The organism is Paenibacillus periandrae (assembly GCF_022458865.1).
Taxonomy (GTDB): Bacteria; Bacillota; Bacilli; order Paenibacillales; family NBRC-103111; genus Paenibacillus_S; species Paenibacillus_S periandrae.
In genome coordinates this window covers 41,513-57,461 of sequence record NZ_JAJNMU010000004.1, presented here as the reverse complement: position 1 = coordinate 57,461, position 15,949 = coordinate 41,513, and the positions used below count along the sequence as shown (strand labels likewise).

The following is a 15,949-nucleotide window of genomic DNA, read 5'->3' as shown; positions in this document are numbered from 1 at the left end:
ATCGTAAACCAGTTAAGCCGCTGTTGTATACTATTGGAGCAAATGAACCGGCCCTGCAAGAACTTTGCAGGGCTGATTGTGTAAGGGAGCGATCATAATGAAATTGGTGCAGAACCGGATGTATTCGTATTTATTTTTATTGCCTGCGGGCATTATTTATTTTGTATTTTATTTGCTGCCAACGATCATGTCATTTTTTTTCAGCTTGACGAGATGGACGCTGACCAAATGGCAATTTATCGGAATTGATAACTATGTGATGTTCTTTGAGGAATCTTCTTTGAAAATAGGCTTTAAAAACACGCTGATCTTTGCAGTGGTGACCTGCGGATTAAAAGTGGTACTTGCTCTCTTGCTTGCCACACTGCTGACCTCGAAAATCTGGTTCAAGGATTATTTTCGCTCAATGGTGTTTTTTCCGACGCTGCTCAGTACGATTGCGGTGGGGATCGCCTTCAGTACGATGATGCATCCTACGCAGGGTGTCATCAATGCAGGTCTCGCAGCGATAGGGATCAACGGTCCCGATTGGCTTGGAAATACGAAGCTTGCCCTGTTATCGGTTGCTTTTGTGGATGTATGGAAAGGCGTCGGCATCGCCACGGTTATTTATATTGCTGGCATCATGTCAATTCCCCAGCACTATTATGAAGCCTTGAAAATGGATGGGGGCAACGCGATCAGGGGGTTTTGGCATATTACGCTGCCCCTCAGCAGGCCGGCTATGAACTCTGTCATTATTTTGGCCTTCATTGGGGGCTTGCGTACCTTTGACCTGATTTGGGCAATGACCAAAGGCGGGCCCGGATTTTCCACGGATTTAATCGCTTCTATTATTTATAAACAGTATCAGGCTGGATTTTACGGTCTTGCTACAGCAGGGAATGTCATTCTGTTCATCGCCATCATGCTTTTGGCCTTCCCATTGTATATGTTTCTGAATAGAAGAGAGGTAGATTTATGAACAGGATAGCACAAAAAACGACAATCAGTATCGTGATGCTGCTGCTTTCAACGGTGATATTCTGGATTCCGTTTTATTTTGTCATTATCAATTCGTTTAAATCTCCAACAGCAGCGGCTGATATGAATATGTCCTGGCCCACTAGCTTTCATATTATTGACAATTATACAGCCGTATTGACAGCTACCGATCATATGCTGGTTCGTGCTTTCGGTAACAGTACGCTGCTTACGCTGTTGTCGGTTACAGGCTTGGTCTGCGTCAGTTCATTGGCAGGCTTTGTGCTGCAGCGAAGAGAGAAAGGAAAAGCGGCCTCGACCTTCAATTTCCTGGTGCTGGCGGGTTTGATGATTCCACCTGCGGTGGTACCGACGATTTGGGTATTGAATTCCATTGGTTTATTCAAAACCTTGCCAGGGCTTACGCTGGTTGAAATTGCATTGCATTTTCCATTTTGCGCGATTTTGTATAAAGCCTTTACAGCAACGATCCCGCGTGATCTCGACGAAAGTGCGTTCATTGATGGATGCGGCGGCTTCAAGCTGTTTACGCATATTATTTTTCCTTTGCTGAAGCCCGTTTCTTCAACGATTGTAATCATTCAGGCGGTCAGTGTGTTCAATGATTTTGTAAATCCGTTGTATTTCTTGCCCGGGTCAGAGAATGCAACCGTGCAGCTGACGCTTTACAATTTTATGAGTATGTATCTGACCTCATGGAACTTGCTGTTTGCGGATGTCGTGCTGATCTCGCTCCCCCCGCTCATTATGTTTCTTTTCTTTAACAAGCAGATTGTCGCAGGCATGACCGCAGGCTCTGTGAAAGGATAATGACCGATTCGACCACTTGAATGGCTGAATGGACAATGAACTGACGGCGGAACCCCTTTACAATAGAGATAATAAAAGGAATGGAAAAGGGGGAGTGTAGATGGACAGCTCTTGCGGTCCTGTGCTTTGGTTCACGGGCCTATCAGGTTCCGGTAAGACAACAACCGCACAGCATGTTTATGAGCGACTCATTGCAGCGGGGAGAAAGGTTGAGCTGCTGGATGGGGATATGATTCGTTCGAGGATTTGCAAAGGTCTTGGATTCAGCAGGGAGGACCGCTTGGAAAATATTCGCCGGATCGCCTACGTAGCTGATCTGTTAGCTCGACATGGTATTACGGTGCTCGTTTCCGCCATTACACCCTATCGTGAAATGAGGGAGTACCTTCGAGGTCATGTTGCAGGATATGTAGAAATTTATGTAAAATGCTCCCTTGAGGTCTGTGAGCAAAGAGATATCAAGGGGCTGTATGCCAAAGCAAGACGTCAGGAAATCGCCATGTTTACAGGGATTTCTGACAGCTACGAGGAGCCGGAGCAGGCTGACCTTATTATTGACACGCAGCGGCATTCATTAGCTTCCAATGTGATACAAATTATCGAATGGCTGGAGGGTCACTTCTGGGAAACCGAGTCGATGCAGAGCCTCAGCTGTGTTGCAGCGGGTCAAGAGACAGGCGAGCAGCCAGGCTTGGGGGCAACTCATCATCAATCGGAAGGGGATCACGGATGAAGATCATCATGGTCTCGCTGGATACGCTTCGTGCTGACAGGCTGGGCTGCTACGGGTATGGCAAACCGACAAGTCCGCATATCGACCGTATCGCTTCAGAAGGCGTACTCATGGAGCGTGCTTATGCGGCTGATATTCCTACAGAGGTCGCACATTCCGCCATATTTACCGGGAAAATCGGTCTGACGTCAGGAATCATTTCCCACGGCTCCGATCTGGCTTACCTGCCCAAGACAGTAGAGTGGCTGCCTTCGATGCTGAAAGCCTCGGGTTTTGTAACTGGTGCCGTTGATAATCTGTACAACATGAAGGAATGGTTCGCACGCGGCTATCGGTACTATATCAACAGTACGGGCAAGAAACGGTGGATCGACGGCAGAACGATTAATGATTTGGCACTGCCCTGGATTGAGGAGCATAAGGATGAGCATTTTTTCTTATTCCTGCATTACTGGGATGCGCATACACCCTACCTGCCACCGGATAACTACCTTCAAGATTTTTATGGGAAAGAAAGAGACCCCTATCAGAAGGACAACATGAGTATGAACCAGGCGTATGCGCATGCTGCTTATCCTTTTTTCAAGCATCATCACTACAATAAGCTTGGCCCTGTAACGGATGCCGAATATGTAAACGCTCTCTATGACGCAGAAATTCGTTATTTGGATGATCTGCTGGGTGAGCTGGACGAACATTTGCTGAATCTGGGCATCCGTGAGGATACACTGTTGATCCTTTTTGGTGACCATGGAGAGAGTCTTACGGAGCATGACATTTATTGGGATCATTGCGGATTGTATGAGCAAACAGTGCATGTGCCTCTGATACTGAGATGGCCAGGGCATATTCCGGAAGCAAAGCGGGTGAAGGGCTTCGTTCAGCATGCCGATTTGCTGCCTACGATATTGGAAGCCGCAGCGCGGACAGCTCCGCCGGGTATTGATTTATTCGTGCTGCATCCGCCTGATGGATTGGATGGGCACAGTCTGTGGACATCCATTCACAGCGAGGCTGAGGGGACGATGCGTGAGGTGTATTTGAGCGAATGTGCCTGGCAGGCGGCTCGGGCTGTCCGAACCGAGCGTTATAAGTTCATCCGTTATTATGATTCAGGCCCTTTTCAGCGACCTCCAAGAGAGCTGTATGATCTTCAGGAGGATCCCGAGGAACAATGTAATGTGGTTGATCAGCATCCTGAGCTGGCAGCGGCCCTGGAGCAGCAGCTTGATGATTTTGTAGCCCTAAAGCTGCAGGGTAAGCCCGATCCGATGATGCGGCAAATCGAAGAGGCTCAGCTTCCATTTCGGCGGCGGATCGAGACGATCCTGGGAGGGGTCGGATTAACGTGGGAGTCGTGGATCGCGAACCCGCAGCGTGAGCGCTATGATGAGTTGGAGAAGGCCCATGCCGTGAAAAAATAGAATTCTAAAATGAAATTCACTATGAAAGGTGGTGCAGTCCCTGCTTGCCCTCATTACGAGCAGCTTGGGGCAGGTGACGGGATGCGTAAAATGGCTTTGAAAATTGGAATCGTAGGTATGAACGGGATTGGGGTGCGTCATGCCGAATGTTATTCAAGTGACCCTCTAGCGAATGTAATCGCTGTTTGCGACGTGGTTAAGGAACGAGCTGACAAAGCAGCAGACAAATATGGTGTCACCGCCTATTACAGTTTGCAGGACATGCTGCAGCAGGAGCCTGATTTGCAAATTGTCGATATCACGACGGGCGGCATCGATAATGGGAGCTGGCATTTTGAGCCCGCTATGCAGGCAATTGCAGCAGGCAAGCATGTACTGATCGAAAAGCCATTAGCGAACGATATCCATGAAGGCAGAGAGCTGGTTCGGTTCGCTGCCGAGAAAAATGTATATTTGGGAAGCAATCTGAACCACTATTTTACAGCTCCGGCGGAGAAAGCGCGGCAATACATCGATTCGGGAGACATCGGGGAAACCGTATACTGCCTGCACAAAATGGGCTTCAATGGTGGGGAAGCTATGTACAATCCACCTAAATCTCCAAAGGATAAAGGGCAGCCCTATTTTCATATGAAAGCTTTTCTGACCCATCCGTTCAGCGTTATGCGCTATTTTTGTGGTGATATTACGCACATCCAGACGTTTTCCAATCAGGCCGGCTTTCGCAAAAGCGCCAGCGATATTATGGTCTCCATTAACAGCATCCACGTGAAATTTGCAAGCGGTGCTGCGGGTTATCTATTGAGCCAACGTGGTGATGCGACCTATGGCTTGGGTGGCTGGTGGAGCATGGAGGTCGGCGGAACGAAGGGAACCTTCTGCATTGAAAATTGTGTGGAAAAGGTATCCTATTGGAGAGCTCAACCAGGTGTTCCTGTCATTGGCGCGCATCCGGAGCCTGAGGTAACGGAATCAGGTGTTACGGAATTTAATACGACCTTTAACAACAGGCTGCATGCGTTTCTTGAGGATATTAGCAATGGCGTGCCGAGAGAGCATATTCGCGCTTCCGGCAGGGATGCGCTGGCTGTGCTGGAATACACCTTTGCTGTGATTGAATCGTATGAGCAGGGCGGTGCCGTGGTTAGGCCTCACCCGCTGCCGGCGTTTCATGGTGATCCATTGGTGATGTAATTTAAAAAATGGTGAACAGTTCCGCTGCGCGACCGAAGTATTCTTACGGGGTGATGCTTACGAAGCCAGTTTGCTTAAGCAAACTCTTAGCTGTTGTTCCCAGATTTTTCTCATTATATAAAACATTTATTGGTGAAAATCCGGGAACAAAGGCACCGCTTCGCTATCTCCAGAACACCACGGTCGCTCCGCTCAGGGTTCACCGGACTTTTAAATGATGGAGTGATTAGAGTTATTATACGGCAGTAAAAGCCGAAAAAGGGAGAGTGTAGGAATATGATAAAGCTTGGTGTCAATTCGGTATTGTTTAAGGAATTTGATTTTGCGACGGCTGTGCGTCACATTGCGCTTAGTGGATACGATGGGGTGGAGATTTCAGCCATCGAAGGGATGTGCGAACATCTGGAGCTTACGCGCTGGAAGGAGCAGGCAGCTGAGCTGAGAACGATTGTTCAAGAGAACGGTTTAAGTTTTCTTTCGATGGAGTTTGGAAGCGTCAAGGATGAACAGAGACTGTTGAGCGCTTTTGAGGCAGCGGCAGAAATCGGAATTCCGATCATTAATATCGGACCAGGTGGTAAATCTGGTGTAGAGGAGGATGTGCAGCGCTCGATCGATATGCTGCAGCGGATGTCGGAACAGGCTGCTTCCTTTGGAGTGACTTTATGTGTCAAGGCGCATATTGGCAACGCCATCCACGACACGCCGACAACGCTTCGGGCGATGTCCGAGGTATCGTCTGCCGCATTTGGCATTGATATGGACCCCAGTCATATTTTCCGAGCCAACGAAAATCCAGAGGAAGCGCTGCCTGCTGTCATCAGCAGAGTCAAGCATGTTCATATCCGTGATTGTAAAGGCCGTGAGCAGGGCCCGGGACCGATTGAGCTGCAGGCTTGCGGGCGCGGCGACATCAATCTGTTTGCTTACTGCAAAGCGATGGCAGACAGCAGCTATAACGGACCTGTTGTACTTGAGGTTATTGGTGCCAAGCCTGAGCATTCACTTGCTCAAGTGTCCATAGTTGCTGCAGAAACCTACGGGTATTTGAACGCTTGCCTCAGACAGCTAGGCGCACGTTAATTGTATCCGAATGATCATCATATTTAATAAATTTATCATAAGTATAGGAGAGTGAACGGAATGTCCGGTTCTACAAAAAAGCCAAATCTGATTCTGTTCGGAATTGACAGCCTGCGTCGTGATCGAATGAGCTCTTATGGCTACGGCAAGCTGACAACTCCGCATCTGGATAAGCTGGCTGGCGAAGGGGTGCTGTTTGAACAGCATTTTAGCCCCAGTATCCCCACCACCCCTGCTTATGCCAGTATGCTGACTGGCAAGGATTGCTTTGGTACCGATGTAGTCGCACTGCGGCACAAAGGAGCCGTAGGGGCAAAAACGCTGCCGGAGGTGCTTGGCGAACTCGGCTATAACACGACCTGCGTCGGTTTTACAGGGAATCCATCGTCGCGAGGCTTTGATACTTATCTGGATTATGAAGCCTGGTTGCCAGGCGAGTCTGGAAGGTGCCCGAAGGCTGAGAACCTGAACGAGGTGGCCATTCCCGAGCTGAATCGTCTGGCTGAGGATGACAAACCATTTTTCCTGTTTCTTCGCCATATGGACCCGCATTCTCCCTATTTGCCACCGAAGCCCTATGAGCGTATTTTTTATGGGGGTGATGAGATGGACCCGTCCAACCCATCTATGGAGCCGGTCTACAACTTCAAGCCATTCGCCGATTTTCTCAAATCGTGGATTCCGGAGGGTGTGACCGATGAAGCTTATGTGAATGCCCAATACGATGGAGCCGTTGCCTATATGGATGCCTGCATTCAAAATTTGCTCCAAACCGTAGATTCTTTGGGACTCACCGAGGATACGCTGATCGTGGTAACGTCCGACCATGGCGAGACGCTGTATGAGCACGATTGTTTTTTTGATCATCATGGCTTGTATGACTGCACTTTGGTTGTACCTTTAATTATCAAATATCCGGGTAAAGTACCGTCAGGTAAAAGAGTAACAGATGTCACGGTTATCAGTGATATTATGCCAACGATTCTGGAATTGATGGGAATTGATGAGCAGCTGGAGCCGGACGGTCAAAACCTTGTACCCTTCATACATGATGACCCGGGACGCAGAGTTAGTGAATTGTATATTACGGAGTGCACCTGGATGCGCAAGCACGGATGGCGAACGCCGCATTGGAAGCTGATTCGTGCGCTGGAGCCCGATTTCCATTTTAAACCGGAGGTTGAGCTGTACAATCTGATTGAGGACCCGCAGGAAAATAACAATGTGGCCGAGCAGGAGCCGGAAATTGTGGAGCTGCTCACGGCAAGAATGGAAGCTTATATCAGCAAGCGTGAGGAGCAGACAGGGAGAACCAATCCGATGTATACCAATCTAGGCTGGCATGGCAAGGGCGACGCTCCTTTTACATCCTCGCAGCAGGCGTATGATACTTTATACATCGGTGATTCCCGCAATGCCCGGGCTCTTCAGGCCAAAGAGCTCAATAAGAGCAAATAACGAGTGGACCATGCCGCCCGCAATATTGCGGTGCGGCTATTGTTTATGAGCGGCAGTGATCAATTTTAGCAGCACGGTAAGCAGTCGGCTAAAGAGATGACAGCTGTATATTTTCACATTCACGCATGTTCAGGGAGGGTTCATCTATATGATTCGTGTAGCCGTGGTTGGTGTCAATAACATTGGGAATATACACTGCCGTTACTACGCACAGCATCCGGATACGGAGCTTGTTGCTGTTTGTGACTTAATGGAGGATCGAGCCAAAGCGGCTTCTACAGCCTTTGGCGTCAAAGCTTATACAGACCTCAGAAGCTTGCTGGACAACGAGGAGATTGACATGGTTTGCGTAGCGACAGGCGGTGAGGAAAAGGGCAGCCATCATTATGAACCCGTGATGCTGGCTATCGAGGCCGGGAAGGATGTACTGGTCGAGAAGCCGATCTCCAACCGGATTGAAGAAGCCAGGGCCATGGTAAAAGCAGCCGCAGTCAAGGGCGTGCGTTTTGGCTGTAATTTGAACCACCGCTTTACTCCGGCTGCCGAGAAGGGCAAGGCTTGGATGAAACAAAATCTGCTGGGTACCCCGCTATTTATCAATATGAGACTGTCGATTGATAACAAGGCCGATTTTACGGAATGGTTTCATATGCGGGCGCTTCATCCTCATTCTATAGATGTTATGCGTTACTTTTTCGGTGATATTAAGCGGGTGCAGGCATTTATGAATAAAGCTCCGGGCCGAACGACCTGGTCCAACGCAAGCATCAATCTGGAGTTTGCGAGTGGGGCTATCGGTCATCTGACTGGCAGCTATGACATGTCCATGCTCCATCCCATCGAATGGTGCGAGGTGGCTGGAACAGAAGGACGGTTCGTCATCGAAAATGTATACGAAAGCATTACCCTGTATCCACGCCAGAGCAGCGAAACGATTGTGGTGCACAATTCGATCATGAAAGGCATGCAGGGCTTCAACGATACGTTCCGCAACCGGATCGAACGATTTATCGAGCAAATTAAACAGAAAGCTGCTCCTGAACAGATTGAGGGCTCAGGCTTGGAAGCATTGGCAGCCCAGGAGGTCATTGAAGCCGCAATCCTATCCCAACAATCCGGCGGTCATGCGATCGAGGTGCCGAGTAGCCTATAAAGGGACCCTTTGGGAAGGAAGGAGCGGTGACACGATGAAATCCCCAAACATTTTATTTATTATGCTCGATCAGCTGCGTTACGATTGTATCGGTTATAACGGAGCCTATCCGGTCCATACCCCGAATATCGACCGTTTGGCTGCGGAGGGAGTCTGGTTCTCGAATGCTTTTACACCCATACCCATTTGCTGCCCTTCCAGGCAAGCCTTGATTAATGGTCGAAGGCCAGAAACCTTCGGAGCCCTGTGGAATTTCAAAAACGGGCTCCGTATCCCGGCACTTGAGCCCACGGAATATGCCTGGCCCAGAGAGCTTCACAAACGCGAATATACCAACGTATTTCTCGGTAAATGGGATGTACATCCCGAGTTGTCTCCCTTGGAGTACGGTTATGACACCTATATCGGATTTGAGGGTTACAAGGAAATGTTGGCGCAAGCATACCCAAATATCCGCTATGAAGCAGGTTTTTTCGGAGAGCGTGACCCCGTTCCTGTAGAGTGCTCCAAGACGCACTGGCTGGCGGATCGGGCATGTGAATCGATCCGTGAGCTGACATCAGGGGATCATCCCTGGTACATTCAGCTGAATTTTACCGAGCCTCATCTCCCGTGTAGACCGTCAGGCAGCTTTGCAGACATGTACCGTCCTGAGGATATTCCGGTTTGGAGTAGCTTTCACGAAACCTTTGCCAATAAACCGTATATTCAGAAGCAGCAGCTTCACAGCTGGCGGATTGAAGACTTCACATGGGAGGAATGGGCACTTATTGTAGCCCGCTATTATGGTGTCATTAGTCAAGCGGATGATGCGATAGGCAAAGTTCTTCAAGAGCTAAAGCAAACCAACGCCTACGACAATACCCTTGTCATTTTTACTTCTGATCATGGTGATATGTGCGGCTCGCACCGGATGATCGACAAGCATTACGTGCTTTATGACGATGTAGTCAAGGTTCCGCTCATAATCAAATACCCCGGGACAGCGGGGCAGGGACGTGTATGCGACCAGTTTGTTTATAATATGCTCGATTTGCCGCCAACATTGCTGGAAGGGCTGGAATTGCCTGTACCCTCATGGTTCCATGGCAGATCGCTTATTCCATTATTGAAGGATGAGTCTGTTCCCGACTGGAGAAAGGAGATCGTTTCCACCTACAACGGGCAGCAGTTTGGATTGTATACGCAAAGAATGCTCCGCACTGCGAACTGGAAATATATTTGGAACACAACGGATATCGATGAATTATATGATTTGGCGCACGACCCTGACGAATTCATCAATCGTATTTATGACCCTGGCTGCAAGGAGCTGATCCAGACCTTCAGAAGCCTCTTATATGAGCGGCTATGCGCCGAAGGCGATGGTTTGGTGCAGAGTGAATGGATGCGGAATCAACTGCTGGACAATAAGAAGCTGTAGCTGCTCAGGTATTGGGAGCGGTGCGGTGAGTCATTCATTTCAATTCAGGTGTACCTGTGAAAGGAGAAGGCACAATGACAGAGCCCCATTCGGGTACAGCTATCAACCGATCTGCGACTGATTTGGCATTGAAACAGAGGAGGAAGCTGACAAGATACATCATCGCCTACTCCTTCCTGGTGCCCATATTTGTTTCCATGGGTTTGTTCAAGTATTATCCATTTTTTACGGCTATAATCAAGTCGCTTTATCAATGGAACGGGGCCAATTTGAACACGTTTGTTGGCTTGGATAACTTCGTCAAGCTCGTTCGTGATCCTACCTTCTATGCTTCTCTTAAAAATGTCACCTTGCTCACGATCAGCTTTGTCATCATTCAGCTGACTTTACCGTTGTATGCCGCTGTTGGTGTCTTTCATTCCCATAGAAAGCTTCAGCATGCGTATCGCTTCTTATTCCTCGTTCCGATGGTTGTTCCTTACATCATTATCTTTTTGTTGTGGCGATGGATCTATTTAAGTAATGGCGTTCTGAATACACTGTTAAGACAGCTAGGTCTGGACTCCTGGACCCATGCATGGTTGGGTGATAGTACGACAGCTCTGGCGTCCATTGTATTCGTTAATTTTCCCTGGATAGGTGGCATTTACTTTCTCATCTATTTGGCGGGACTCCTTACGATTTCTCCCGAGCTGTATGAGGTGGGAAAGCTGGACGGCATGAACGGCTGGCAGCGCTTTTGGTATATCGAACTGCCTTTACTTAGTAATCAAATCAGGCTTGTTGTCATTCTGGCCTTCATTCATCAATATCAAAGCTTCGAGAATGTGCTGGTACTGACCAACGGAGGTCCTGGGTTTACGACGCTGACTCCTGCCTTGTATTTATATAAAAAAGGCTTTGAGTATAACGAGCTGGGGTACGCATCTGCTATCGGCGTAATGATTTTCCTCATTCTCATACTATTTACCTTTATCGCCAACAAAGCAATGAAACAAACGGAAAAGCTGGATTAAGGGGAAATGAGCATGCGTAAATTAACTTATGGAGCTGCTGCCAACCAACTGATGTTATGGCTGCTGGTCGCATTAACCTTGTTTCCTTTTTATATGCTGCTGATGAGCTCTTTGAAGTTTCAGGATCAGATTATTCACAGCTTTTGGACTCCGGCATTCCCGCTGCACGTTGATAATTATAGCAGTGCCTTCAAACAAACATGGCCGTTTATTATGAATTCGATTCTTATTACATCGGGCATTATCGTCTGTGTGCTGATCAATTCAACACTTGCAGGTTATGCGTTTGCGAGATTCAGCTTCCCAGGCAAAAAAATATTGTATGCACTTATCCTCATGCTGTTGATGGTGCCCGGGTTTTTGCTGCTGATTCCCCAATTTATTTTGTTCAAAAATCTTGGATTACTCAACACGCACTGGGCTCAAATTTTTGGACCGATGGCTGGGGCTTCCGCTCTGGCAACGATGCTGATGAGGACTTTTTTTGAGGGGATCTCCAGAAGCCTATTGGAAGCCGCCGAGCTGGAGGGTGCAGGTGATCTGAGAATTTTCTGGCAAATGGTGCTGCCGCTGTCTCAGCCCATCATTGCGACGGTGGCTATCATGAATGCACTAACCGGCTGGAACAACTACATTTGGCCTCTGGTCGTGACCTCGGGGGATCGGGCGCGACCGATCATTTTGGCGCTGAGCAATATCAAGGGACCGCTCGATCAGGTACAGGGAATGCAATTTGCAGGATACGTTATCGCCTCGGTGCCTATGCTGATCTTGTTTGTGTTCGCTACTCGGTCCTTCATCAGCGGGATCACATCCGGTGCGCTGAAGGGGTAGTGCGGGAATTGAAAAGAAGTGATGGAGCGAAGAAACGAATATAGTAAGGATTACGATGTGGACAAAGGAAGGGTGTTAAACCATGTTTGCAGTAATACGCAAGGAACGAACGTCTTATAAGCTTCTAACGTTTGGATTGGCATTTACGTTTATGGCTGCCGGATGCACCGGGACCTCGCCAGGTGATGCTGGCTCCAGTAATCAAGCAGGGGGTTCCGCGACGGGGACAGGTGCCAAGACCGAGCTTAACGTCATGTTCACGACAGAGGCGAACGGAGATCAGACCGAGCAGCAAATTTGGGAAGAAACTGTGAAGATGTACGCGCAGAAAAACCCGAACGTGAAGATCAATTTACAGCTGCAAAATTTTGGAGGTGTGGAGCAGCATCGGGCATGGGTGACGACACAGCTGATCGGCGGTACCGCACCGGATCTATTTACAACCCGATATATATGGGATCAAGAGGATCTGAAGAAAGGTCTTCTTATGGATCTGACGCCTTTTTACAATAAAAAGAATGATAATCTTGGTGGCAAGTCATGGGACGAAGTATTTCCCAAATCTGTATTGCAGCGTTTGATCGGAGATAATAAAACCTATGCAAGCGTGCCGGCCAGCATCGATTCTGTACGTATTCTTTACAATAAGGATCTGTTTGCCAAAGCCGGTATCCAGAACGTACCTGCAACCTGGAACGAGTTTCTGGACATTCAGGAAAAATTGAAAAAATCAGGGGTAACACCATTCGGTTTTCCAAACACAAAGCCAGGGGATTACAACTACAGCTGGACCACTCGCATCCTGACAGAGGAGCTGATTGCCGGACAATATGAACAGTTGGATGTCAGCCATAACGGCTTTATTGAGGTGAATGAATATACCCGCGCTGTGGATCAGGGAATTGTCGATATAACCCGCTCTCCTTACAAGGATGTGTTCCCTATTATTAAAAATTGGAGTCAATATTGGTCGAAGGGCTATAATGGCATCGATTTTAATACTTCGACGGACATGTTTTTGCGTGGGGAGGTTGCGATGATTATGAGAACCTCCGGACAGAGCAAGGTGCTGTATGAATCCAGCGCGCGCAAGTTTGAGATGGCTGCATTTCCGCTGCCGTATTTGACCAAAGAAAACCATCCTGATGCTATAGGCAAGCTAATGGAAATCGGTGGTGTGCCCGCGGGCAATATGGCCATTCCCAAGTCGATCAAGCCGGAGAAGCTCGATGCAGCCATTGATTTTATGGCTTTTGTAACCTCAGCCCAGATTCAGGGCCTGCATGCGCAGAAGCTTTACCGGACCCCGGCAACCTCGACTGCGGATCTTCCCGATAACCTGAAAGGCTTTGCCTTTGTAGGTGATCCGATGAAGCTGAACATTTATGGCGGCGAGGTCGACAAAAATGTTACGGAGAATAATCAAAAGCTGGGCCAGCTCTATCTCGAAGGCTCCCTTCCATTGGACAAATATTTGAATGATCTGAAAAAGGTAATGCTGGATGGAGTAAAGCAAAAGAAGGAGGAGAACAAATGGAGCGCCGATAATAATTATGGGATTCAGCCATAAATGAGATAGAAATGTAAGCATGTTTATGATAGAAGCGAGATGGCTTGATCTGCAAGGAGCGAAAAAGAGAGCATCCCGGCAAGCGTAGCGCCGAATAGATCAAGCCATCGTTGTTCTCTAATAAACTAAACAACTCGAGAAATAATCAAGGAAACATAGTTAGGCAAGTTTGAAATTGTTGTTGACAAACAACTATAAATCATTTATCTTTAATTAAAGATACTTAATGATGAGATAAAAAAGGAGGTAAGGCTCATGATCATGCATCTGATAAGGGTGGAGAACGTGACACTAAAACAGGCGATCGATATGGATCTCATAACATGCAGAAAAGGTGCTTTTGTTACCAGCTAGCAAGCATATTTATTATTTCTTCGTCATATATCTTTAAATTAAGAATATTAAATTAAAACTAATTGGAGGCTGATTGTTATGGCAGCATGGGGATTGTTATTAATTCGTTTGGTTGTTGGTTTGTTGTTTGTTGGTCATGGAGCTCAAAAATTGTTTGGCTGGTTTGGTGGCTATGGCCCCAAAGGCACGGGTGGGTGGATGGAGTCGGTTGGTATTAAGCCAGGAGTTGCTATGGCGGTTATCGCCGGGTTGATGGAGCTGCTGGGAGGATTGCTGTTCGCTATAGGCTGGCTGACTCCTGTTGCCGCTATTCTGATTGCTGCGACAATGCTTGGAGCCTTCAAGGTTCACGCGAAGAACGGAATTTGGGCTGCAGCCAATGGCTATGAATATCCATTAGTTCTTATTGCTGTTGTAGTCGGAATCGCCTTAACCGGAGCAGGTGCCTATTCATTGGATGCCCTTTTCAAATAATAATAACTAATCATACTACAAATCGCACTCTTCAGACCTCATGTCTGATGGAGTGCGATTATTTTATGCGGACATGTCACATAATATTGTTAAATAGTTCCCATACTACAAGAACGAAATGACACGGGGAGGAACTGAATTGGTGCCATTAGGGTTGTTTAATAGGTTATTGTTTCCGTTATTAAGATTGGGTGGGTGTTTAGAATTGAATACTTCATCCATTTTGAAGCCACCATCCCTAATTGCCCATGAACACTTCGAATAAAATCGAAAGATTATTGTGGAGCATTGCGTTTCCTGGCTTTGGACAAATACTAAATAAAAAATATATGAAAGGCATCATCTTGATTGTGCTGGAGTTTGTTATAAACTCGAAAGCAAATTTGAATCAAATTATAATCTTCAGCTTTAATGGAGAAATCAAGAACTCGATTGAAAGTACAGATTATCATTGGCTGATGTTTTATCCGTGCGTCTATATGTTTGGGATGTGGGATGCCTATAAAGATAGCGGTGAAACGGCAGCTTACGCTTATCTGCCTTATGTTAGCGGCGCATTTCTCGGTACAGTAGGGTTGATGTATTCAGCTCACCTGACCATTTTCGGCATTTTATTAGGTCCTGTATGGATGCCGATGTTATTCGCTTTTCTGGGTATTGGAATCGGGATTGCATTATTTAAGATATTGTATAAAAAGAAGCCCTGACATTATTCAGGATAATGAATATGAATATGATTGTAATCACACTAACTAACATTAATAAACATAATTTAACTCGGATATGGTAGTATTGATTATATTTTCACTTTAATTCACAATGGATGTAAGCGGATTTAGATGGGGGGATGGAAATTGCTGAAGGTCATGATTGTCGCTCTTCAATTGTGTATCCACTCCCATGTGTTGAAGCATGAAGTGGACGACACAGAACAGACCTGTCGCAGTAGATAGGGAAACATTTATTGATTTTATGTACGTGCGTTCATCAAATGAAGTCGAATCGGAAGTCGTTGATTTGTACGATAATGAATATATAATTTTTTATCAAATCCCGGAACGCAGTAGTGAACTCAGCATCTTTGAATATACAGCAGCCATTTGGCGAATCATCTGCAATCCCTTGTCAACTTATGCGCTGGGAGCCGATACTGTGCGAGCTGTTGGGAGGCAAGCCGCGGCTGCTGCCTGTATACGGTTCCAGCATGAAGCTTAATATAACACCTGAGGCGGAGGCGGAGCGGCTTCTGAGGCTTCAGGATAAACCGGGCTGGGGTGTTACCTTCAGCCAGGAATGGCTGGACAAGGCGCAATATCAGATCAGCAGTAAGGAATAAGGAATAAGAGGGATTTCAAAACGGATACGATACACAAAAAAGCAGCGATCTTGCAAATGGCTGCTTTTTTGTGTCACAATTAAGATGGATTGTTGGAAGCATT

16 protein-coding genes are annotated in these 15,949 nt (G+C 47.2%); all 16 read left to right on the top strand.

Going from position 1 to position 15,949, the window contains the following annotated elements; all coding sequences use genetic code 11:
• Nucleotides 1-97 precede the first annotated feature (97 nt).
• Nucleotides 98-964, top strand: coding sequence for a carbohydrate ABC transporter permease (locus tag LRL21_RS07485; RefSeq protein ID WP_240415141.1), 867 nt, complete (start codon nucleotides 98-100; stop codon nucleotides 962-964).
• Nucleotides 961-1,794, top strand: coding sequence for a carbohydrate ABC transporter permease (locus LRL21_RS07480; RefSeq protein ID WP_240415140.1), 834 nt, complete (start codon nucleotides 961-963; stop codon nucleotides 1,792-1,794). Before LRL21_RS07485 ends, LRL21_RS07480 begins: the two co-directional genes overlap by 4 nt.
• A gap of 100 nt (nucleotides 1,795-1,894) precedes the next feature.
• Nucleotides 1,895-2,527 (top strand): adenylyl-sulfate kinase, encoded by a 633-nt coding sequence (cysC, locus tag LRL21_RS07475; protein WP_240415139.1) that lies wholly within the window; start codon nucleotides 1,895-1,897, stop codon nucleotides 2,525-2,527.
• Nucleotides 2,524-3,951, top strand: coding sequence for a sulfatase family protein (locus tag LRL21_RS07470; protein WP_240415138.1), 1,428 nt, complete (start codon nucleotides 2,524-2,526; stop codon nucleotides 3,949-3,951). Before cysC ends, LRL21_RS07470 begins: the two co-directional genes overlap by 4 nt.
• A 9-nt stretch (nucleotides 3,952-3,960) precedes the next feature.
• A complete protein-coding gene (locus tag LRL21_RS07465; protein ID WP_240415137.1) occupies nucleotides 3,961-5,145 on the top strand; it encodes a Gfo/Idh/MocA family protein in 1,185 nt (394 codons plus the stop codon).
• 276 nt (nucleotides 5,146-5,421) lie between these two features.
• A complete protein-coding gene (locus LRL21_RS07460; protein WP_240415136.1) occupies nucleotides 5,422-6,228 on the top strand; it encodes a sugar phosphate isomerase/epimerase family protein in 807 nt (268 codons plus the stop codon).
• 60 nt (nucleotides 6,229-6,288) lie between these two features.
• The gene (locus tag LRL21_RS07455) at nucleotides 6,289-7,686 is read left to right on the top strand and encodes a sulfatase family protein (protein WP_240415135.1); all 1,398 of its coding nucleotides are present in this window, start codon (nucleotides 6,289-6,291) and stop codon (nucleotides 7,684-7,686) included.
• A 148-nt stretch (nucleotides 7,687-7,834) separates the two neighbouring features.
• Entirely contained in the window at nucleotides 7,835-8,839 is a 1,005-nt protein-coding gene (locus LRL21_RS07450; RefSeq protein WP_240415134.1) for a Gfo/Idh/MocA family protein, read from the top strand.
• A 34-nt stretch (nucleotides 8,840-8,873) separates the two neighbouring features.
• Nucleotides 8,874-10,262 (top strand): sulfatase family protein, encoded by a 1,389-nt coding sequence (locus LRL21_RS07445; RefSeq protein WP_240415133.1) that lies wholly within the window; start codon nucleotides 8,874-8,876, stop codon nucleotides 10,260-10,262.
• A gap of 74 nt (nucleotides 10,263-10,336) precedes the next feature.
• The gene (locus tag LRL21_RS07440) at nucleotides 10,337-11,278 is read left to right on the top strand and encodes a carbohydrate ABC transporter permease (RefSeq protein WP_240415132.1); all 942 of its coding nucleotides are present in this window, start codon (nucleotides 10,337-10,339) and stop codon (nucleotides 11,276-11,278) included.
• A 12-nt stretch (nucleotides 11,279-11,290) separates the two neighbouring features.
• Nucleotides 11,291-12,112, top strand: a complete 822-nt coding sequence (locus tag LRL21_RS07435) for a carbohydrate ABC transporter permease (protein ID WP_240415131.1) — start codon at nucleotides 11,291-11,293, stop codon at nucleotides 12,110-12,112.
• Between the two features lie 82 nt (nucleotides 12,113-12,194).
• Nucleotides 12,195-13,682 (top strand): ABC transporter substrate-binding protein, encoded by a 1,488-nt coding sequence (locus LRL21_RS07430; RefSeq protein WP_240415130.1) that lies wholly within the window; start codon nucleotides 12,195-12,197, stop codon nucleotides 13,680-13,682.
• A gap of 432 nt (nucleotides 13,683-14,114) precedes the next feature.
• Entirely contained in the window at nucleotides 14,115-14,510 is a 396-nt protein-coding gene (locus tag LRL21_RS07425) for a DoxX family protein (RefSeq protein WP_240415129.1), read from the top strand.
• Between the two features lie 383 nt (nucleotides 14,511-14,893).
• A complete protein-coding gene (locus tag LRL21_RS07420; RefSeq protein ID WP_338044586.1) occupies nucleotides 14,894-15,217 on the top strand; it encodes a hypothetical protein in 324 nt (107 codons plus the stop codon).
• Nucleotides 15,218-15,422: 205 nt separating this feature from the next.
• Nucleotides 15,423-15,725 (top strand): hypothetical protein, encoded by a 303-nt coding sequence (locus LRL21_RS07415; protein WP_240415127.1) that lies wholly within the window; start codon nucleotides 15,423-15,425, stop codon nucleotides 15,723-15,725.
• The gene (locus LRL21_RS45565; protein WP_275900649.1) at nucleotides 15,715-15,846 is read left to right on the top strand and encodes a hypothetical protein; all 132 of its coding nucleotides are present in this window, start codon (nucleotides 15,715-15,717) and stop codon (nucleotides 15,844-15,846) included. The genes LRL21_RS07415 and LRL21_RS45565 overlap by 11 nt, the downstream gene beginning before the upstream one ends.
• Nucleotides 15,847-15,949: the final 103 nt, after the last annotated feature.